Annotated in this window: 17 protein-coding genes and 2 tRNA genes; 12 read left to right on the top strand and 7 right to left on the bottom strand. The window is 36.5% G+C overall.

What is annotated here, in order from left to right; translation table 11 throughout:
* Positions 1-49 precede the first annotated feature (49 nt).
* Positions 50-571 carry a hypothetical protein gene (locus HMPREF1320_RS08230; RefSeq protein ID WP_009418244.1) on the bottom strand — a complete coding sequence of 174 codons (522 nt, stop codon included), beginning with the start codon at positions 569-571 and terminating at the stop codon, positions 50-52.
* 100 nt (positions 572-671) lie between these two features.
* Between HMPREF1320_RS08230 and HMPREF1320_RS08225 the strand changes: the two genes are divergently transcribed.
* The 9 genes from HMPREF1320_RS08225 to HMPREF1320_RS08185 all read left to right on the top strand — a co-directional run bounded on the left by HMPREF1320_RS08225 (position 672) and on the right by HMPREF1320_RS08185 (position 7,307).
* Entirely contained in the window at positions 672-1,271 is a 600-nt protein-coding gene (locus HMPREF1320_RS08225; protein ID WP_002676771.1) for a SprT-like domain-containing protein, read from the top strand.
* Positions 1,272-1,298: 27 nt separating this feature from the next.
* A complete protein-coding gene (locus tag HMPREF1320_RS08220; RefSeq protein WP_009418262.1) occupies positions 1,299-2,372 on the top strand; it encodes a mannose-1-phosphate guanylyltransferase in 1,074 nt (357 codons plus the stop codon).
* Complete coding sequence (locus HMPREF1320_RS08215; RefSeq protein ID WP_009418247.1) at positions 2,357-2,809, top strand: retropepsin-like aspartic protease; 453 nt, start codon at positions 2,357-2,359, stop codon at positions 2,807-2,809. The genes HMPREF1320_RS08220 and HMPREF1320_RS08215 overlap by 16 nt, the downstream gene beginning before the upstream one ends.
* 67 nt (positions 2,810-2,876) lie before the next feature.
* Positions 2,877-3,392 carry a hypothetical protein gene (locus tag HMPREF1320_RS08210; protein WP_009418246.1) on the top strand — a complete coding sequence of 172 codons (516 nt, stop codon included), beginning with the start codon at positions 2,877-2,879 and terminating at the stop codon, positions 3,390-3,392.
* A gap of 5 nt (positions 3,393-3,397) precedes the next feature.
* Positions 3,398-4,489, top strand: coding sequence for a DNA polymerase III subunit gamma/tau (gene dnaX, locus HMPREF1320_RS08205; protein WP_009418257.1), 1,092 nt, complete (start codon positions 3,398-3,400; stop codon positions 4,487-4,489).
* A gap of 11 nt (positions 4,490-4,500) precedes the next feature.
* A complete protein-coding gene (locus HMPREF1320_RS08200) occupies positions 4,501-5,106 on the top strand; it encodes a hypothetical protein (protein WP_009418258.1) in 606 nt (201 codons plus the stop codon).
* A 183-nt stretch (positions 5,107-5,289) separates the two neighbouring features.
* Entirely contained in the window at positions 5,290-6,054 is a 765-nt protein-coding gene (locus HMPREF1320_RS08195; RefSeq protein ID WP_009418263.1) for a DeoR/GlpR family DNA-binding transcription regulator, read from the top strand.
* Positions 6,055-6,081: 27 nt separating this feature from the next.
* Positions 6,082-6,423, top strand: a complete 342-nt coding sequence (gene arsC / locus HMPREF1320_RS08190; protein WP_009418254.1) for an arsenate reductase (glutaredoxin) — start codon at positions 6,082-6,084, stop codon at positions 6,421-6,423.
* Between the two features lie 8 nt (positions 6,424-6,431).
* A complete protein-coding gene (locus tag HMPREF1320_RS08185) occupies positions 6,432-7,307 on the top strand; it encodes an outer membrane beta-barrel protein (RefSeq protein ID WP_009418252.1) in 876 nt (291 codons plus the stop codon).
* Positions 7,308-7,485: 178 nt separating this feature from the next.
* Here the strand turns inward: HMPREF1320_RS08185 and HMPREF1320_RS08180 are convergent, their stop codons facing one another.
* From HMPREF1320_RS08180 to HMPREF1320_RS08160, 5 genes are all read right to left on the bottom strand, one after another.
* The gene (locus HMPREF1320_RS08180) at positions 7,486-8,322 is read right to left on the bottom strand and encodes a hypothetical protein (RefSeq protein WP_009418256.1); all 837 of its coding nucleotides are present in this window, start codon (positions 8,320-8,322) and stop codon (positions 7,486-7,488) included.
* Between the two features lie 506 nt (positions 8,323-8,828).
* Positions 8,829-10,448 carry a DUF4435 domain-containing protein gene (locus HMPREF1320_RS08175; RefSeq protein WP_009418259.1) on the bottom strand — a complete coding sequence of 540 codons (1,620 nt, stop codon included), beginning with the start codon at positions 10,446-10,448 and terminating at the stop codon, positions 8,829-8,831.
* A gap of 79 nt (positions 10,449-10,527) precedes the next feature.
* Positions 10,528-13,380 carry a carbamoyl-phosphate synthase large subunit gene (carB, locus tag HMPREF1320_RS08170; RefSeq protein WP_009418241.1) on the bottom strand — a complete coding sequence of 951 codons (2,853 nt, stop codon included), beginning with the start codon at positions 13,378-13,380 and terminating at the stop codon, positions 10,528-10,530.
* 183 nt (positions 13,381-13,563) lie between these two features.
* Positions 13,564-13,636: transfer RNA gene (locus HMPREF1320_RS08165), tRNA-Gly, on the bottom strand.
* A 210-nt stretch (positions 13,637-13,846) separates the two neighbouring features.
* On the bottom strand, positions 13,847-14,581 hold the full coding sequence (locus HMPREF1320_RS08160; protein WP_009418261.1) for a biotin--[acetyl-CoA-carboxylase] ligase: 735 nt from the start codon (positions 14,579-14,581) through the stop codon (positions 13,847-13,849).
* Positions 14,582-14,674: 93 nt separating this feature from the next.
* On the opposite strand from HMPREF1320_RS08160, the gene HMPREF1320_RS08155 reads away from it, so the two are divergent.
* From HMPREF1320_RS08155 to HMPREF1320_RS08145, 3 genes are all read left to right on the top strand, one after another.
* Positions 14,675-14,748 (top strand) — tRNA-Met (locus HMPREF1320_RS08155).
* A gap of 402 nt (positions 14,749-15,150) precedes the next feature.
* Positions 15,151-17,910, top strand: coding sequence for a sodium-translocating pyrophosphatase (locus HMPREF1320_RS08150; protein ID WP_009418251.1), 2,760 nt, complete (start codon positions 15,151-15,153; stop codon positions 17,908-17,910).
* Between the two features lie 87 nt (positions 17,911-17,997).
* The gene (locus HMPREF1320_RS08145) at positions 17,998-20,040 is read left to right on the top strand and encodes a M3 family metallopeptidase (RefSeq protein ID WP_009418253.1); all 2,043 of its coding nucleotides are present in this window, start codon (positions 17,998-18,000) and stop codon (positions 20,038-20,040) included.
* A 52-nt stretch (positions 20,041-20,092) separates the two neighbouring features.
* On the opposite strand, the gene HMPREF1320_RS08140 is transcribed toward HMPREF1320_RS08145, so the two are convergent.
* A complete protein-coding gene (locus tag HMPREF1320_RS08140; protein WP_034554418.1) occupies positions 20,093-21,631 on the bottom strand; it encodes a YifB family Mg chelatase-like AAA ATPase in 1,539 nt (512 codons plus the stop codon).
* Positions 21,632-21,870 lie beyond the last annotated feature (239 nt).

Genomic DNA, 21,870 nt, shown 5'->3' with positions numbered 1-21,870 from the left:
GCTGGCTTTATCTTTTACCTTTTACCTTTTATCTTTTACCTTTTATCTTTTACCTTATATAGAACCCTTCTTTTCCTTGTTCTCTTCTTATAAAAATATAGCCTTGGGAGTAAACGTCTATATACACCGTAACCCTTTCATTAGCAGTAAGAGCTTGCCATAGAGAGGCTTTTTCTTTTTGGTAAATATTGTTGATGATAAGAATACTATCGTTGTGCATATAATTTAGATAAATACTTAAATCTTCTTTTGGGTAATTGATAAAAAGCAAGTCGTATGTAACAGATGGTTGCAACTGAAAGCTAATGTTACAGGTTTCTTTTATAGCAGTTATACTGTTTAGCATATCTTCATCAGTGAAAATAGTTTTTATCTCTAAATAACGAATAATCTTCAATAATAACATTAATTGTCTTTTGCATAAGGTAGGAGGAAAACCTTTGATTTCTTGACGATTTACTAATTGTTTATTGTACAAGCAACGAGTTACAAAGTTGTAGACAAAAGGTGAGTGTACCCCGTGCTCATTGGTAGATTTTAAAAGGAATTTTAAATAACTCTTAAATTGCATCTTTTCTTTTCTTCAAACAAACACGGCAAAGGTAGAGAAAATTAGTAAATTGGCAAATTTTATTTGTGGGTATAAAATATTATTTGTACATTTGCAGGCTATGAGAGAAATTCTTGTTAAATATTTACCTGATAACGCAGTAACACCTTGTTTTGAACTGATAAAAGTAAACAACATCTATTTGAGAATTGTAAACGAACGAAAAACAAGGCACGGCGACTATCGGCAACTTCCTAACGGGCAACATCTCATCACAATGAATGCTACTGCTAATAAGTATCGTTTCTTGATAACTTTTATTCACGAAGTGGCTCATTTGGTAGCTTTTGAACGCTTTGGACGGCTTATCAAACCTCACGGTAACGAATGGAAATACACTTTCCAACAACTGATGAAACCTTTTATCATTCCTGAGATATTCCCTCAGCAATTATTAGGGGTATTACAACGGCACTTTCTCAACCCTATGTCTACTAGTGATGTAGACCCCGCATTGACAATCGCCCTAAAACAGTTTGATATCAATGAAAATATGAGCTTTATTTATGAGATTCCTTTAGGTAGTACGTTTCGTATCAAAGACGGACGCGTATTTCGCAAAGGACAACGCCGTGTGAAATGTTATGATTGTGTGGAACTCGGCTCAGGCAAGAAGTATATCTTTCAACCTCACGCCGAAGTAGAGCTCATAAAGGCTTAAAAACTTGAATTAAAATATTACAAATATATGGTGAACAATTATTATGCAGTGATTATGGCAGGAGGCATAGGTTCGCGCTTTTGGCCTGTAAGTACAACTGAATATCCTAAACAATTTCACGATATGCTCGGTACAGGGCAAACGCTTTTACAGCGCACTTATTCTCGCTTGCAGAAGTTTATTCCGCAAGAGAATATTCTCATTCTTACTAACGAACGTTACAAAGAGATTGTAGAGGAACAAATTCCTAATATATTGCCTAAAAACTTGGTATTAGAGCCTTGTATGCGCAATACAGCTCCGTGTATACTCTATGCCGCAATGAAAGTGAACAAACGCAACCCCAATGGCGTAATGATAGTAGCCCCCAGCGATGCGTGGATTGAAGATGAAAAAGCTTTTATGCACAATGTGATTACTTGTTTTAATGCTGCACAGAAAGCCGACAATATCCTCACTTTGGGTATAGTACCTACTTTCCCTAACACTGGTTATGGTTACATTCAGTATGACAAAGACGATAATACTAGTATCAAAAAAGTAAATCAGTTTCGTGAAAAACCTGATTACGATACCGCCAAAGAGTTTTTAAAACAAGGTAATTTTTTGTGGAATGCGGGTATCTTTATATGGAGTACACAAACGGTACTTACCGCTTATAAAACCTATCAACCGGTGATGTATGAACTCTTTGAGAAAGGTAAAGCTACTTATAATACTGAAAACGAAGTCGATTTTATAGCCAAAGCCTATCCGAAAGCCGAAAATATATCGGTAGATTACGCTATTTTAGAGCCGTCTACTAACATTTATGTACTGCCCGCTAATTTCGATTGGAACGACTTAGGTTCTTGGGGCTCTCTACACGACAAGACCCCTAAGGATAGTGCCCAAAATGCCGTAATTAATGCAAGAGTATTACTCAAAGATGCCGAAAACAATATTATTCGCACCGAAGGTGATAAATGTGTGGTAATAGATGGGCTCAAGAACTACATAGTGGTAGATAGAGACGATGTATTGTTGATTTATCCCAAGGCAAAAGAACAAAACATTAAAGAGATAGTAAACGAAGTAAAGAATAAATGGGGATTACATTAAAGAAGTTACTCACCGAGAAGGGATACACCTCTGTTCCTCTTGAATTTACGCTTACCAAACACTTTGTTCTACAAGCTAAAATCAATGGAGTAGAAGGACGTTTTATTTTGGATACGGGGGCTTCTAACACTTGTGTAGGAGTAGAGTGGATAACCTATTTTAATCTGCAAGCCGAAGCCTCCGAAATAAAAGCAGCAGGAGCAGGAGCAAGTGGTATGGAAACACAAGTTGCCGCAAAAAATCACTTAGAGATAGGAGGAATGAGTATGCACAAACTTCCTTTAGTGCTTTTTGATTTAACTCACGTAAACGAAGCATTAGCAGAGTTTCAAACACCCCCTGTTCACGGTATTATAGGAGCTGAAGTACTCCAAAAGAGAAAAGCTGTGATAGATTATGCAAAGAAAAGGTTGTATCTCTATTGGGCTCCTAAATAGCAAAATGTATTACCTCTTGTTGTAGGTTCATATTTTTTTCGTACATTTGCAAAAACATTTATACTTGATGAGTAAAAAGACACTTTATTTTGCCTTTGTGATAGGGCTATTTGCAATAGCTTGCAATGATGGTAATTTGGAAGTAGATACCATTTCATTTGAAAATTCTGATGTGCTATCTTGTACGACCAATGATACTACGGCTACTTTTTTATTCAAATATAGTCAAAAGCAAGCACTTATTCTTAATTTACCTGCTAATATTTTAGAAAATAAAGAAAAGACAGTTTCAGGCACTATACCCACTAATTTTAAACTTTATTACCGTACTTTCAGCGATGCGGTAAATACCAATTATTTTTGTAATACTTATCCTCCCGCTACCCCTAATGTTACTTCGCAAATTGAAGCGACAGGAGGTACTGTTACAATTGTCTCACGTCCCATTTATAATGAAACAACAGGTGCTTTGTTGCGTTATGACCATCAAATAAGCATCACTGATTTGGTACTCGTAAATCAAGATGGCAATAAAATAGTAGATTCTAATTTTGTTTTTGGGACTTATAAAACTAACAAATAGTAGAAATGAACCACTTTGTAGTATCAGCACGCAAATATCGTCCACAATCATTTCGTGATGTAGTAGGACAGCAAGCTATTACTAATACCCTACTCAATGCCATTGAAAATAATCACTTGGCACAGGCACTTCTCTTCACAGGTCCTCGTGGAGTAGGAAAAACTACTTGTGCCCGTATTTTAGCAAAAAAGATAAATGAACAAACTTCTGGGGTAGAAGATGAAAACGATTTTGCTTTTAACGTTTTTGAGTTAGATGCTGCCTCTAATAACAGTGTAGATGATATTCGCAAACTAATTGAACAAGTGCGTATTCCGCCTCAAGTAGGCAAATATAAAGTGTATATCATCGATGAGGTGCATATGCTGTCTACAGCGGCTTTTAATGCTTTTCTCAAAACATTAGAAGAACCTCCTAAACACGCTATCTTTATCTTAGCAACTACTGAAAAACATAAGATTATTCCTACCATATTGTCACGTTGCCAGATATTCGATTTCAAGCGTATTACTATCAATGACATTCGAGAATACCTAAAATATATTGCAGAACAACAAGGAATTGAAGCAGAAGATGAAGCTTTGCAAATCATAGCACAAAAAGCCGATGGTGCGATGCGTGATGCCCTTTCTATCTTCGATCGTGTGGTGAGCTTTTCAGGAGAAAAAATAACACGACAAGCTACTTCCGAAATACTGAATGTGTTAGACTATGAGGTCTATTTTAAAGTAACTGATCTTATCTTAGACAATAAACTCCCTGAACTATTGATCGCATTTAATGATAGTATTGCACAAGGTTTTGACGGTAATCATTTTATTGCAGGCTTGGCAAGTCATTTTCGTGATTTAATGGTATGCAAGAATCCTACAACCATTTCCTTAATGGAAGTAGGGGAGGAGACCCAGAAGAAATATGCTGAGCAGAGCGTTCGTGCTACTGTACCTTTTTTAATGGAAGCTATTGCTATTGCCAATGACTGCGACCTAAAATATCGCACCAGCAAAAATCAGCGTTTGTTAGTGGAGGTTGCCCTAATGCAACTCGCCTCTCTGACCTATGAGGGGGATAAAAAAAAAATGATGGACGCTTCATAATTCCTGCTTATGTGTTTAATGGGCAAAGTCATACAACAGAAGTACAGCTCAACTCACAAACACCTATCGTTGTCCCTCCTATAAATTATGCAAATACTACGACAGCTACACTTAATCCTAATATACCTATTATTAGTAAAACGGAACGTACAGAGGCTGTTTCTAATTTTTCAATTAAAAGTGTACATCTAAAAACAGAACATCAAAGGAATTTCAAAGAGGTGGTAATAGATCCTAATACGCTACCTCGTGAGAGTTTTTCAGAAGAGACTTTTAATCAGTTTTGGGAACGTTATATAGATGAATTACTTGTTAAAGGTGAACGTATACAAGCTTCTATTCTTAAAATTGCAATATTAAGATTAGAAGGAACTACTATTCATTTGGAAGTATCAAGTAATACAGCTAAAAATGATATTGTTCAGATGGAGCATAAACTCTTAAATTATTTGCACAAATCTTTGCAGAATTATGATCTTACTATTGAGATAAGTGTAAATGAAGAAATAGCTAAAAGAATAGTAGTAACTCCCGAAGATAAATACGAGAAATTATTAGAAGAAAATCCTATCTTACAAGAGTTTAGAAGAGCTTTTGAACTAAATTTAAAAGGATAGAAAAACAGTATTTTTAAAACTCAGTGCTACATAATTTATAGTTAGTAGTGTTTTTTATTTTCTAATTCTTTTGTTTTTTTCAATATAATGCCTAATTTTGCCGAAAATAATCTTAATAAGATGTTTTGTCTATATAGACAAGAGGTACATTAAACAGTTGAATATTAATAAAATTAATAAAATATGAAAGTACTTAATGAACGACAATCAAAGATTTTAGAGAGCTTAGAAACTAAAAAGTACGTCAGTGTAAATGAATTGAGTGATAGGCTTAAAGTTTCGGTAGTTACTATACGTAAAGACCTTAATCTCTTGGAACAGGAAGGCTATTTGCATCGTACTCACGGTGGAGCTAGTAAACAAATGCGCTATGTGTTTGAGCAAACAATAACTGAGAAAGAAACTCAAAATGTAGAAGAAAAAACGCGTATTATTACTAAAGCGTTGGACTTTATTAAAGAAAATGAGTTTATCATACTTTCATCAGGAACTACAGCTAATCTTTTAGCTCAAAAAATTTATGGTATACGCAACCTTACAGTACTCACTCCTTCCCTCAGAGTAGCTTTAGAGGTCTGCAAAAATCCTAGTGTAAATACCATTCACTTAGGAGGAGAAGTTCGTAAAAACTCTACCTCCACTATTGGCGTACTTGCTGAAGAAACTCTTAGTAACTTCTCTTGTACTACTTTATTTTTAGGAGTTGAAGGTATTGACCTTGATTATGGATTGAGTTCTACCAATGTAGGAGAAGCTCATCTAAATCGGAAGATGATGGAACGTGTAGATAAAACTATTGTTTTAGCCGACTCCTCTAAGATTCACAAACGAGGCTTTGGTTTTATCTGTTATGTAGAGAAAATAGATATGCTTATCACTGATGCAGGTGCTGACCCTGAGTTTGTAGAAGAACTTGAAAAACGCGGTGTAGAAGTAATTATTTGTTAATTATCAAAATGATTGACACATATAAGAATGATAACTATATATCACAATCCTAAATGCTCCAAATCACGTTGTGGTTTGGAGCTTTTAAAAGATTTGGGGAAAGAATATCAGATAGTAGATTATCTTAAAAAAGGTATTTCTAAAGATGAACTAAAAAATCTCCTTGCTAAGTTACAGATGTCTCCTATTGAATTAGTGCGTACTAAAGAAAATATTTGGAAAGAGCTGTTCAAAGGAAAAACGCTTACTGATGATGAGGTCATAGAGGCAATGATACAATATCCTCAACTCATTGAGCGACCTATCGTAATAGTTGGTGACAAAGCTGTGATAGGGCGACCTACTGAAAGAATAAAAGAAATTATATAAAATAAAGAATGAGAAGAACGCTATTAAGCGCTATTGCTTTCATTTTTGGAGCAACAGCTATGTACTCGCAGGCATATCTGTCAGTGAGTGGAGGGTATGGTTTTAAAACCCAACAGAAGGTATTGGGTAGAGATGCTACTGACCCAACAGCTATAACCGACCTAAAAGGGAGTTATGGAGAAGGATACCAAGCACAATTACGAGGAGGATATTTTTTTCATAAGCGTTGGGGAGGTGAATTAGCTTTAGGATATCTTCATGGTGAAGATATGAACACTAATAAAAACCAAATATTGAATATGAAAGGACATGGGAGGGCTTTTGGAGCTTCTCTTTCGTTAGTATTTAATATTACTGATAATTTATATCTGCGTGCTGGAGGTGTTACCAAAATAGGGGGCAGAACAGAAATACAAACAGAGCTCAATGCTTTCGGTTTACCCTTGAGCTTGTTTAATCCAACAGCACCAGCTGGGTCAACTGTAGATATGAAAGCTAATTTTCAAAACAATTTTCACGGTAAAATTCCCTTTGGTTTTATAGGAGGGATAGGCTACCGCTTTAAGGTTAGTGATAAAGTAGCTTTTTTTATAGAAAGTGAATATCTGAATATTAATGTGCCTCGAAAGGAATCTAAACTTAAGGATTTTTCGGCTACTCGCACAGTAGCAGGAACATCTGTAGCACTTACACTTCAAGAGTTTAAAGGATATATGTTAGCCTTACAAAATGTACCAACATCCCCTAGAACAGAACGCCTTAAACAATTGGCTACTCAAGTAGCACCATTACTTGAAGATAGTTATAGTTGGGAAGGTAAAGGAGCTCCTGATGCCCCTTATTCTTCTATGGGTTTTCACTTTGGAGTTACTTATACGTTTTAAAAATAGAACTTTTCTAAAAGAAAAAACAAATTATAAGATATAAAAGCATACTTGTACTGCCGTAGGAAATGGAAGAATAATTAATATTTTTTTATATCGAACTGATATTAAATAATTAATATTGTCCCAAAACTTTTGGGGCAATATTATTTTATGCTCTTATTTCTTCTTTTATTAGCTAAAATCTAAAAGTTCCTCCTATACCTAAAACAGTTTCAAAGAAGAAGAAATCATGTTTAGCTTTATCGGCAATATCATAGGTAGTTCGAACGTCATACATATTAATATAACCTCCTTTGAGTTCACCAACTATAAGGAAGTATTTAAAAAAAGTGAGGTGTAAACCTGCTTTAGCATTTACGCCTATCCCTGCAATGTGAAACTCGTCATAACGCTCTTTATTAAGTAACTTAGTATTCGTTTTTGGATACAGTGCTCCAAAACCAAGACCTTCAGTAAGATTTACCTGTAATATATCGGTGTTGCTAATACCAAATAAACGAGAAATATCGTCTATACGAGCTCCTTCAACTACTACATAGTTCAGACCGTCAGTATGCTCAAAGGTGAGAAAATCTTCGCTAAGTAACTTGTCAGTATTGTTATAAGTACCATCATGAGAAGTGTTAGAACCATTGATGTAACCGTTCATTTTTACAGTTTGTCCATTTTTCATTACGTATTTCATATGGTCTACGCCTGCAGAAATAGTATAATGGTCGGAAATATGGTAACCGATATGGAAGTTAGTTTGAGGAATGGTCATCCGCAAAGGATTAATATAATCTATATGCCAACCTTTTGGTTTATCTACAGCCTCTACATCTTTGATGGTAAAGTTGTAATTGTTACCCGAGAAAGTAATATTGGAATTGGTATAATACGCACGATTACCGCCCCAATAGAAGAAAAATTTACCCTTATTGTGGGTAGTGTAACGCTCAGTAGAAGCGTTTTGTGCAAAAGTAGTTAGTGTGCTAATGCCTAACAACATATTGATAAAAATCTTTTTCATTAGTGATTATTTTTTTAGTTTTGAGGGCGCAAAAGTAACTATTAATTTTTTATTCACCAAGTTGTGTTTATTTTTTCTTTTCTATTTATCTAATTCTTCTTAGGGTTAAAAAAATCTCTCCAAAAATGCAACTAAAAACAAAAGAGCAAGTTCACACTTGGTTTGGCTTTTTTTGCTTGCATTGACTGCTTGTAAAGAGATACTGCTATTTTTCTAAATCTCCTCCCATAGGATAAAGAAATTCATATACAGTTCTTTAGCAGAAAGGTTAGGATACAGATAGCGAATGAGCTTTTTAGTAAGTTTCCCTTTACTTGTTCCTGCAAAGATAAGTTCTTCTCCTTTGTAGATTGTCAGCTATTTGGGTACGATGTATAACCACGACACTATCTATTTTACCCTGATAGAGTTTGCTAAAATCCATCGCTTTAGGATATTGCGCTAATGCGAGACAAGGGAGGAGGAATAAGAATAAACGGAGCATAGGCTTTATGATTTTATATTTTCTAATAAAGTTTTAGAAAATAATTTTTTGTATCTATTTTCATTTGTATTTGGTTTATAATAGCTTTTCTTATTGTATTACTAATCCCATCATCCTTTTTTAAAAGAGATAAAACAAGATCTATATATGCTCCTTTCCTATCTAAACCTGTTAGCTTGCATAATTTAGAATTATCTATCAAACCTTTATTATTAAACACCCTTAAAATAGATTTGTAATTTTTAGAAAAAACATAATTCGAAAATTCATTTTTTATCTCATTATATATTTTTTCTTTATCTATTGTATTATAATTACTATCTAATTGTTTAATAATATCTTCATCATTACTGATTTTTTGTGTTAATTCATAGAATCTTTTTTGTATTACTTCCTTAAACTTTAGTCTTATTTGGTTCTCTATTTCCTTTTCAAAAAATGAATATATATTTTCTCCTACTTCCCTAAGAACATTATCACTATTTTTACCCATATAATTTGCAATCTCTTTTATAACAATCTCCTCAAGAAAAAGATTTTCAACTTCTGCTACATCTAAAACCCAAATATCTTTAGAATTTAATTTTTCTATTTCCTCTTCATTTCTCCTATCTCTATCAATTAATCCATACGCTTTTATATTATGAAAAGAACTTTGTTCATTAAAGGATTTTACTATTTCTATAACCTTAGCACAGCTTCCCAATGACTTAATAGTATAGTCAGGGAAAATGTATTGATAGAGTTTATAATCAAAACTTTTATTTTCTCCTTCTATAAATAAAATAGGTTTTCTACTGCCTAAAACTTCTAAGTATAATGACTCAGGAATAGCCTCATTATCTTCTAAAATTTCATAATCCCAAGTATCATTACCTTCATAAGATTTCATCCAAATTTTCTTTGCATTTTGCCTTGTTATTGCAAAGTTAATGTCGTGAGTAAGATATATAAAATAACAATCCTCTCTAGCATTCTCTATTAGATTAAACATGTTATTAACAAGAGATTTATGTAAGTGCATTTCTGGTTCATCTAGTATAATTATAGAGTTTTCAGGCACACATAATACTTCTCCTATTAGATAAAAAATAACTCGCTCTCCATCACTCATATCTGAAGAATTATAAATACTATCTAAATCATCTAAAGGATAAGTTTTTATAACACCGGCCTCCTTTTTTAGTTTTCTATGAGGTAATACTTTTTCCCATATTTCTTGTATTTTATCTAACTTAGTAAAAGGTTTATCTCCTCCATTTTCTTTGTAATTTAAAGATTGTTGATATTCTTCTGTGTGAAGCAAAACAAGTAACTTTTCATAATCATTTAATAGATGAGTATTAGGTTTTTGATCCCATCTAAAATTTTTCTTCCCTATTCCTTTTAGATATCCTATATCATCAGAATTATAGCCATATAAAAATTCATTTTTAGCCACTTCTTTTGATTTTGTACTTACAAAATCAGGCATTATTAGAGATTTTTGAGCAGATATTCTATGAGTTATATTGTAGTTTTCTTCTATTTTTGAACCAAACCTTGTCTTTCCAGAACCATTAGCCCCTACAATAACAAGAGTTTTAAAATCTAATGAAACAACAGATTGTGATTCTTTTTTCAATGGTAAATTTATATTCATAAAAGTATTTAATTATTTTTTCCTGCAAATATACAACTAAGAACCAAAAAGGCAAGCCTACGCTTGCCCTTTTAGTTCTTTATTTTGAAAGATACATCTTCCTCCTCGTATAAATCTCGTAGAAAGCATCATCTTTAAGGCTGTCTATAAACAAAATGCTTTCGCCGGTAGATTTCATTTCAGGACCTAGCTTCTTATCTACGTTCGGGAATTTGTTAAACGAGAACACAGGTTGCTTGATAGCAAAGCCCTCTAAGTGCGGATGGAAATGGAAATCAGTGAGCTTCTTCTCGCCAAGCATTATCTTGGTAGCATAGTTTACATACGGCTCTTGGTAGGCTTTAGAGATAAACGGTACCGTACGAGATGCTCTTGGGTTTGCCTCAATGATATACACTACATCGTCCTTTATGGCAAACTGCACATTAATAAGCCCTACCGTATTCAGTGCCAAGGCTATTTTATGAGTATGATCTTTGATTTGTTGGAGTACAAACTCACCCAAGTTGAACGGTGGCAAGGTAGCATTACTGTCGCCTGAGTGGATACCGCAAGGCTCTATATGTTCCATAATACCAATGATATACACATTCTCTCCATCGCATATAGCATCAGCTTCTGCTTCTATGGCGCCGTCGAGATAATGGTCAAGTAGGAGTTTGTTGTTAGGTATCTTGCGCAAGAGGTCTACCACGTGGGCTTCCAATTCTTCTTTGTTGATAACAATCTTCATTCCTTGTCCGCCTAATACATACGAAGGACGTACCAATAGTGGGAAATCCAATTCATCAGAGAGTTTGAGCGCCTCATCTGCGGTTTCAGCTACTCCAAAGCGTGGATAAGGAATATTATTCTCTTTCAGTAGAGTTGAAAAACTACCTCTATCTTCTGCCAAGTCAAGTGACTGGAAGCTAGTACCTATAATTTTGATACCGTATTTATCTAATTTCTCTGCCAACTTCAAAGCTGTTTGTCCGCCAAGCTGTACAATTACACCTTCTGGCTTTTCGTGTTGAATGATATCATAGATATATTCCCAGAACACGGGCTCAAAATAGAGTTTGTTAGCCGTATCAAAGTCGGTGGAAACGGTCTCAGGGTTGCAGTTAATCATTATGGTTTCATAACCACACTCTTCGGCAGCCAATACCCCGTGCACACAGCAGTAATCGAACTCAATCCCCTGCCCTATGCGATTAGGACCTGAACCGAGTACTACCACCTTTTTGCGGTCGGTTACTACGCTGTCGTTGGCTACGTATTCTTTGCCGTCAGCGGTACGAATAGGCGCTTCAAAAGTAGAATAATAGTAAGGAGTTTGTGCCTTAAACTCAGCAGCACAAGTGTCTACTAATTTAAACACACGACGTATGTTGAGTTCTTCCCGTTTTTTGTGTACCTCACTCTCCCAACAGCCCACCATATAAGCAATTTGTCGGTCGGCAAAGCCTTTTTGTTTGGCTTCAAATAGGAGTTCTTTAGGTAGAGTATCTATTTTATAGCGCGATATTTCTTTTTCGAGCGCACAGAGTTCTTCGTATTGTTTGAGGAACCACATATCTATCTTGGTGATTTCGTGGATACGGCTCAGTGGAATACCCATCTGTACCGCATCGTATATCACAAACACCCTATCCCAGCTGGGGTAGGTGAGTTTCTCGATAATCTGTTCGTAATTTTTATAGCCTTTGCCATCAGCTCCTAAACCATTGCGTTTGATTTCGAGCGATTGGGTTGCTTTCTGCAATGCCTCTTGGAAAGAACGCCCTATACCCATTACCTCACCTACCGACTTCATTTGCAAGCCAATAGTGCGGTCAGAGCCTTCAAACTTGTCAAAGTTCCAACGCGGTATTTTCACAATCACATAATCTAACGTAGGCTCAAAGAAAGCAGAGGTAGATTTGGTGATTTGGTTTTGCAGTTCGTCTAAATGGTAGCCAATAGCGAGTTTGGTGGCTATCTTAGCAATAGGATAGCCCGTAGCCTTAGAAGCCAAAGCCGAAGAACGCGATACTCGTGGGTTGATTTCAATAGCGATAATATCTTCCTTTTCATCAGGAGACAGGGCAAACTGCACATTGCAACCCCCGGCAAAATCGCCTATACTACGCATCATCTTGATAGCCATATCGCGCATACGTTGGAAAGTGCGGTCAGATAGAGTCATCGCAGGGGCTACTGTAATAGAATCCCCTGTGTGGATACCCATAGGGTCCATATTTTCAATGGTACAGATAATCGCCACATTGTCGTTCTTGTCGCGCAAAAGCTCAAGTTCGTATTCCTTCCAGCCTAAAAGCGCCTTATCGATAAGCACCTCGTGGATAGGCGAGGCTTCCAAACCGCGATTGAGGAGCATATCGAAATCTTCTTTTTTATAGACGATAGAAGCTCCTGTACCGCCCAAAGTAAAGGACGGACGTATTACGAGTGGAAAACCAAAGCGTTGCGCGATTTCTTTCCCTTTGAGGAAAGAAGTAGCTGTTTCAGACGGTGCCATAGGAATACCGATTTCATCGAGCAACACGCGGAACTTTTCGCGGTCTTCAGTGATTTGTATGGCATCGATATCTACCCCGATAATTTCTACCCCAAAGTCTTTCCAGATACCTTTCTCATCAGCTTCAATACAAAGGTTGAGGGCTGTTTGTCCGCCCATTGTAGGGAGAACAGCATCTATTTCGGGGTGAGCTTTTAGAATTTCCACTAATGATTTAGTGGTGAGAGGTTTCAGATAGACCACATCAGCCATAGATGGGTCTGTCATAATGGTAGCAGGGTTAGAGTTAATAAGTATGGTTTTGATACCATCTTCGCGCAAAGAGCGCAACGATTGCGAGCCTGAGTAGTCAAACTCGCAGGCTTGTCCGATGATAATAGGTCCTGATCCTATGAGCAGAACACAATGTAGGTCGTTTCTTTTAGGCATTTTTATATAGATATTGTGTGTTTTATTAAAAAAATAGCTACATTTTTCAAAAGAAAAACATAGCTATTGTATTATTAGAAAAGAATATCCCACCGTATCTCTTGAGAGTACTGCTTAAAGGGGTACAAGGGAGGGCTTGTGGCGTGATATTCATTTAACAATTAATAATTGAAAATTAAAAAGAGCGAAAAACGGGTCTCGAACCCGCGACCTCAACCTTGGGAAGGTTGCGCTCTACCAACTGAGCTATTTTCGCTTATCTTGTTTTAGTAAATTTGTAACTGATTGGTTTTCCATTTACGGGGGCAAAGGTACAAATTATTTTAAGAAAAGCAAAAAATAGGAGAGAAGAGGATAACAAAAAGGAAACCCTGCTAAGCTATGATGGAATTAATGTTAAATCAAGTGAAGCTATTGTCACTCTCATATATTTCATTTGTTAGGTGTATTTAGGTGTAGAAAGAATTTAGTATAATAAAGTTATTTCTTTAAGAGAAAAAGTCTTTATAACCCCTTGTTCCGTTTCTACAATTAATTTCCCAGAAGGTTCCACACCTCTTATAATGCCTGAAAAGTTCTTTTCTTGGCAAGAACGGAAAACGGATACTCTATTTAGTTGGAATAGGTACTTCTGGTAAATAGTATAAATGCTTTCGAAAGACTGTTGAGGAAGTGTAGAAAGGTTTGATTTTAATTCAGAAAAGATTAGTTTCATCACTTGTTCTACTTGAAAATCTTTGCCAGTTAATTTTTTTAAAGAAGAGGCTTTAGGTAAGCCATCGAAACTTGTTTGGTTAAGATTGAGTCCAATACCGATTATACATTTCTCAATTTTAGTTTTTCTAATAGTATTTTCTATTAATATTCCGCCTATTTTGTAACGTTGAGAAAGGATATCATTAGGCCATTTAATATTTATATTAGGAATGTTTAATTTCTCTAATACTTTCATTATTGCAATAGGTACAAGCATATTGAGCAAAAAAGCATCTTTTAAATCTAAATGCTCAGGAAGGAATAAAATACTAAAAGTAAGATTCTGATAGGGTTCACTTGTCCATTTTGTTCCATATTGTCCTATACCTGCAGTTTGCTGAGGAGTCCAGACCACTAAAAAATTAGGAAGAGAATCCTGAATATGTATTAAATTTTTTAAGTACTGATTAGTAGAATCAATGCTTTTTAAGGTAATGATGTTCATAAAAAGTAAAAAATAGTTATAAAAATTTGGTAGTATAAAAAAATGTAGTACATTTGCACCCGCAAGGTCAAAATAAGGCATAACAAAATAGATGGCGAGGTAGCTCAGGAGGTTAGAGCGTTGGATTCATAACCCAAAGGTCACGGGTTCAAATCCCGTCTTCGCTACTAAGATTAAACAAAAGAAAATGAGTGGTTTATATTTATAAATCACTCTTTTTTATGTATAAATAATTTAGTGAAAATTAAGAAACGAAAATGCTCTGAAAAACAAAAGTCTCTATTCTAAGCTCTGAATTTATAATGTAATAATGATGTCACCACTTGGTGGGGACGGCCTCAAAAATCGTGCCATTCAAGTAGTTACGAAAGAGTATGATGATTAACTTTCTTAATGATATTTTGCAAAGTATGTTTTATATGATGCTATGAGGCAAAAAACAACTAGATTATTAGGAGTGGTATTTGATAGTGGAATGGGCGCATACTAAAAAAATCCTTTTTTATTTTTTCATTACAATTATCTTTCGTACTTTTACGCCCTAAATTTAACTAATTACTAATATTTGTATGGATAAAATGATGTTATATTTACCGTTAGTCCTTGCTATTCTTGGACTTATCTTTATGATTGCGAAAGCTTCGTGGGTGAACAAACAAACCACAGGCAACGATCGAATGCAAAGTATTTCCAAAAGTATCAAAGAAGGGGCAATGGCATTCCTCAATGCTGAGTACCGTATTTTGGCACTCTTTGTGATTATTGCTTCTATTGCTTTATTTATCGTTTCTCGTATGGTAGAAACTTCTCACTGGCTTATTGTAGTAGCTTTTGTGTGTGGAGCTTTCTTCTCTGCCTTAGCGGGAAATATAGGAATGCGTATTGCTACCAATGCTAACGTACGCACTACCGAAGCAGCTCGCACTAGCTTGCCAAAAGCTTTGAAAGTATCTTTTGGTGGTGGTACTGTGATGGGATTAGGAGTGGCAGGTTTGGCTGTATTGGGCTTGAGCTTGTTCTTTATCCTCTTTGTAAACACTTTCGTAGGAGGAGGCAAACCTTTCTACGACGAAATGACTCTCGTACTCGAAGCCTTAGCAGGTTTCTCACTCGGTGCTGAGTCTATTGCGCTCTTTGCTCGTGTAGGTGGTGGTATTTACACCAAAGCTGCCGACGTAGGGGCTGACCTCGTAGGTAAAGTAGAAGCTGGTATCCCTGAAGACGACCCTCGTAACCCTGCTACTATTGCCGACAACGTAGGTGATAACGTAGGTGACGTAGCTGGTATGGGTGCTGACTTGTTCGGTTCGTATGTGGCAACTGTACTCGCTTCAATGGTATTGGGTAACTATGTGATTAAAGATATAGCGACTGCCAATGGTGGTGCTTTCACCGATGCCTTTGGTGGTTTAGGCCCTATCTTATTGCCGTTAGTAATTGCTGGTGTAGGTATCATTGCTTCAATTATTGGTACTTTCTGTGTAGGTATCAAAAACAACGATGCTAAAGAAAAACAAGTACAAAGTTCACTAAATACAGGTAACTATGTAGCTTTAGCACTTACTTTAGTAGCTTGCTATTTTCTTATCAAATATATGTTACCCGAAACTATCCAAATGAGTTTCTTTGGTGAAGGAGTAAAAGAAATCGCAAGTATCAATGTATTCTACGCAACTATCGTAGGTTTGGCAGTAGGCTTACTCATTTCAGCTATTACTGAACACTTTACCGCTTTGGGTAAAAAACCAGTATTGAATATCGTTCGCAATTCATCTACTGGAGCTGCTACTAACATTATTGCAGGTTTGGCAACTGGTATGAAATCTACCTTTGGTTCTGTATTGCTTTTTGCTGTAGCTATTTGGGGTTCTTACTCTTTAGCTGGCTTCTATGGTGTAGCAATTGCAGCATCAGCAATGATGGCTACTACTGCTATGCAATTGGCTATTGATGCTTTTGGTCCTATTGCCGATAACGCTGGTGGTGTAGCCGAAATGAGTGAATTGCCAAAAGAAGTACGTCAGCGTACTGATATTTTAGACTCAGTAGGTAATACTACTGCAGCTGTAGGTAAAGGATTTGCTATTGCATCAGCTGCACTTACTGCTTTAGCTTTGTTCGCTGCTTATGTAACCTTTACAGGTATTTCTGGTATCAATATTTTCAAAGCGAATGTATTAGCAGCCTTGTTTATCGGAGGTATGATTCCAGTAATTTTCTCAGCCTTGGCAATGCAATCAGTAGGGAAAGCTGCTATGGATATGGTGAACGAAGTACGTCGCCAATTCCGCGAAATCCCTGGTATTATGGAAGGTAAAGGTACTCCAGAGTATGGCAGATGTGTAGATATTTCTACCAAAGCTGCTTTGCGCGAAATGATGTTACCTGGTGCAATTACTATCATCACTCCTATTATTATCGGTTTTGTGATGGGAGCTGAAGCTCTTGGCGCTTATATGGCTGGTGTAGCTGTATCAGGAGTCGTATGGGCTATCTTCCAAAACAACGCTGGTGGTGCTTGGGACAATGCTAAGAAATCATTTGAAGCAGGTGTTGAAATCAACGGACAAATGACTTACAAAGGTTCTGACGCTCACAAAGCTGCCGTTACTGGTGATACTGTAGGTGACCCATTCAAAGATACTTCAGGTCCTTCAATGAATATCCTTATCAAACTCACTTGCTTGGTAGGTTTGGTAATTGCTCCTATCTTGGGTGGACATACCGCTGATGCTTCAGGTACTCCTATAGAAGCTCAAATTCGTCAAGGTGAAGGTGAAGGAGTGATGCCTGTGGAAGAAGTAGTAGTTATTGAAGAAGGTAAGCTTAACGCCGATGGTGACTTCGAGTACAATGTAGGTGATTTATTCCAATTGAGCCTTTTTGACAATACAATGTTAGAAGTAGGAAAGAACTCATCTGAAGCACACCTCGTGAAATTGATAGAAGATAAAAACCTTACTACTCCAGAACAATTCAAAGATAACTGGATTACTTTGGATAGAACTTACTTCAAAACAGGTAGCGATGAACTTACTGAAGGTTCTGAACAACAATTAAAGAACATTGTAGCTATTTTGAAAGCTTATCCTAAAGCTGCTATTCGTTTAGGAGGTTATACTGATAATACGGGTAGTGTTGAAGGTAACAAAAAACTTTCAGAAAGACGTGCTAATTCAGTGTTAAACAAATTGGTAGCATTGGGTGCTAACAAAGGTCAATTGAGCGCTCAAGGTTATGGTGCAGAACACCCCCTTTGTCCTGCTAACGATACTCCTGAGTGCAAAGCTAAAAACAGACGTATCGACATACGTTTGACTGCTAAATAACAAAATATTTTAGTTACTATATAACCTCAAAAGGGGTGTTTGAGGAACTTTTTCCTCGAACACCCCTTTTATAATCACCTAAAAACTATGAAATTACCTTTATTTTCAGCAGCTATATTGCTCACTGCTTTGGTAGCCTGCAACGACTCAAAGACTTCAAAAATGACAGAGAATACAGATAACAATCCGCTATTGGTAGAAAGCACTTTGCCTTATGGTGCTCCCGACTTCTCAAAAATTAAAGACGAGCATTACCGTCCCGCCCTGCTCAAAGGAATGGCTTTGCAAAACGAACGTATTGTCGCTATCGCTAATAGCAACGAAGCGCCTACTTTTGAGAATACGATTATCGCTTTAGAAAAAAGTGGAGTAGAATTGGAACGTGCTTCAGCGGTATTCAATGCTTTAACTGAGGCAAATACTAATGATACCTTAAAAGTATTGCAAAAAGAACTATCGCCTAAGTTTGCCGAGCACGCCGATGGCATTCACCTGAACGAAAAACTCTTTGCGCGTATCAAAGCCTTATACGATAAACGTGAGAGCTTGAAATTAGATGCTGAATCGCTTAAATTGTTAGAAAATTACTACGAAGATTTTGTAGTAGCAGGTGCTAATCTATCAGCTACTGATAAAGAAACCCTAAAGAAATATAACAGCGAGTTAGCTTCTTTAGAAACTGATTTCAACCAAACGCTTTTAGAAGGCTCGTTGGCAGCTGCTCAAACTATCAATGGTCAGAAAGTAGCGATTGTGAATACTACCCAGCAACCGCTCCTTAGTGAATTAGCCGACCGCAACGCTCGTAAACAATTGTTTGAAGCAAGTTGGAATCGCACCGATGGGGGAGCTCATAATACTAATGATATCCTAAAACGCATTGCTTTACTACGCGCTAAAAAAGCTGAACTCTTGGGCTTTAAAAACTATGCCGAATGGAGCTTGCAACGCACTATGGCTAAAACACCTGTTGCTATTGCTCAATTCTTTAAAGATTTAGTGCCCGCTTCAGTAGGTAAAGCCAAAGCAGAAGCTAAAGAAATACAAGCACAAATCACTAAAACGGGAGGTAATTTTACTTTAGAGCCTTACGATTGGAACTTTTATGCCGAACAAGTTCGCAAAGCTAAATACGACCTCGATGAGAATGAAATCAAACCTTATTTTGAATTGAAAAATGCTCTTGAAAATGGTGTATTCTATGCAGCTACCAAACTTTATGGCATTACTTTTAAAGAACGCAAAGATATACCTGTATATCACCCCGATGTATTGGTGTATGAGCTTTTTGAAGAAGATGGTACGCCATTAGGACTCTTCTATGGTGATTTCTTTGCTCGTGAAAGCAAACGTGGTGGTGCGTGGATGAGCAACTTTGTAAACCAATCGAAGTTATTAGGCACTAAACCTGTTATTTACAATGTGTGCAACTATGTGAAACCTGCCGAAGGTAAACCTGCTTTACTTACTTATGATGAACTTACTACGCTCTTCCACGAGTTTGGTCACGCATTGCATGGTTTCTTTGCTAACCAACAGTATGCAAGTTTATCAGGAACAGCAGTAGCACGTGATTTTGTGGAGTTTCCTTCGCAATTCAATGAGCATTGGGCTTTGTATCCTGAGGTACTTAAAAACTATGCAGTACATTACGAGACCAAACAACCTATTCCACAAGCACTTATTGATAAGATAAAAAAAGCGAGTACCTTCAATGAGGGGTATGCTTTTACCGAAGTTTTGGCTGCTGCCAATTTAGACTTGCAATGGCATACTATCCCTTCGGATACTATCATCAATAATGTAAGTGATTTTGAGAAGAAAGCCCTTGAAAGAACAGGCTTATGGGTGAAAGAAGTGCCCCCAAGATACCGTTCATCTTATTTTGCTCATATTTTTGGCGGAGGCTATGGAGCAGGCTATTACTCTTACCAATGGACAGAAATGCTTTGCCACGATGCCTACCAATGGTTTGAAGAAAATGGCGGACTCACTCGTGCTAATGGACAACGTTTCAGAGATTTGATACTCTCCAAAGGCAATACAATGGATTACGAAAAAATGTATTTAGCCTTCAGAGGGAAAGCTCCTGCTATTGAGCCACTACTCAAAGCACGTGGGTTGAAGTAACAAAAAAGCAGGTTATTGTAACCTGCTTTTTTGTTTTTTATAATATCTACTTTTATCCTCCAAACCAACCTTCACGGTCTAAACTGCGATATTGAATAGCTTCGCCTATATGATGAGGTCGTACTTCTTCGGACTTTTCTAAATCGGCTATTGTACGTGCTACTTTTAAAATACGGTCGTAGGCACGTGCAGAAAGATTGAGACGCGTCATAGCATCTTTTAGTAGGGTTAAAGAATCCGTATTTACTTTACAGAATTTCTGTATTTGTTTAGTATTCATTTGAGCGTTATAGTGAATATGTTCATATTCTTTGAAACGTTCTGTTTGGATATTTCGAGCATCTATCACCCGTTTACGGATATCACGACTACTTTCACCTTTTCTATCATCTGAAAGTTTTTCAAAGGGTACAGGATTTACTTCTATATGAATATCTATTCTATCTAATAGAGGTCCTGAAATTTTACTTAAATAGCGTTGCATTTCAGCAGGTGTAGAAGTAACAGGAGCATCGGGATCGTTAAAATACCCGCTTGGACTTGGATTCATACTTGCTACTAACATAAATGAAGCGGGATAAGTAACTGAAAACTTTGCTCTAGAAATAGTAACTTCTCTATCTTCTAAAGGTTGTCGCATTACCTCGAGAACAGCTCTTTTGAACTCTGGTAACTCATCAAGAAAAAGTACTCCATTATGTGCGAGAGATATTTCACCTGGTTGAGGGTAAGTACCTCCTCCTACGAGAGCTACGTCAGAAATAGTGTGATGAGGACTACGAAAAGGACGATGGCTCATTAAGCCTGTATCCTTAATGCGTCCTACTACACTGTGTATTTTAGTAGTTTCAAGAGCTTCGTGAAGTGTCATCGGAGGAAGAATACTGGGTAAACGCTTAGCGAGCATTGTTTTTCCTGAACCAGGAGGGCCTATTAAAATAACATTATGCCCACCAGCAGCAGCTATTTCCATACAACGTTTTACAGTTTCTTGTCCCTTTACATCAGCAAAGTCAAATTCAGGAGATTCTAAATCTCTGTAAAACTCTTTGCGCGTATCTATTTCAATAGGTTGTAATTCTTTTTCTCCATTAAAAAAATCTATGACTTCTTTTATATTCTCTACACCATAAACGTCCAAATTATCTACTATAGCAGCTTCTTTAGCATTTTGCTTAGGAAGAATAAATCCTTTGAATCCTTCTTTGCGTGCTTGAATAGCAATGGGGAGCGCCCCTTTAATGGGTTGCAAACCGCCATCTAAGGACAGTTCGCCCATAATGATATATTTTTCTAATTCTTCACTTTGTATTTGCCCGTTGGCTGCTAAAATACCAATTGCAAAACTTAAATCATAGGCAGAACCTTCTTTGCGCATATCGGCAGGAGCCATATTGATGGTTATCTTTTTACCTGGAATTTTATATCCATTGTTTTGCAGAGCAGCTGCTATACGATAATTACTTTCTTTAATAGCTATATCGGGTAATCCAACCAAATGATAGCCAATACCTTTATCGATATTTACTTCAATAGTAATTGTGCTGGCTTCTACACCAAATACAGCACTTCCGTAAATTTTTACTAACATTTCTGTGGTTAATTTTTGTACAAAGGTAAAACATTCTTTATAAATGAGCAATTTTATTTCAAAAAATAATTTGCAATATAGTTAACAAAAGTTCGAGATAAGAGAGAGTATAGCTCTTGCACTACAGGAAGCCGTAGCACGGCAAAGAATTACAAGATAGATTAGAACTTTTACCAAAGATAAGAAAACGAAAATATAAACAACAGAGAAAGACGCTTTTTGGTTGAGGGAATCTTATG

The sequence above is a fragment of the Capnocytophaga sp. oral taxon 335 str. F0486 genome (assembly GCF_000277665.1).
GTDB lineage: Bacteria > Bacteroidota > Bacteroidia > Flavobacteriales > Flavobacteriaceae > Capnocytophaga > Capnocytophaga ochracea.
This window is presented reverse-complemented; position numbering and strand designations above follow the sequence as displayed.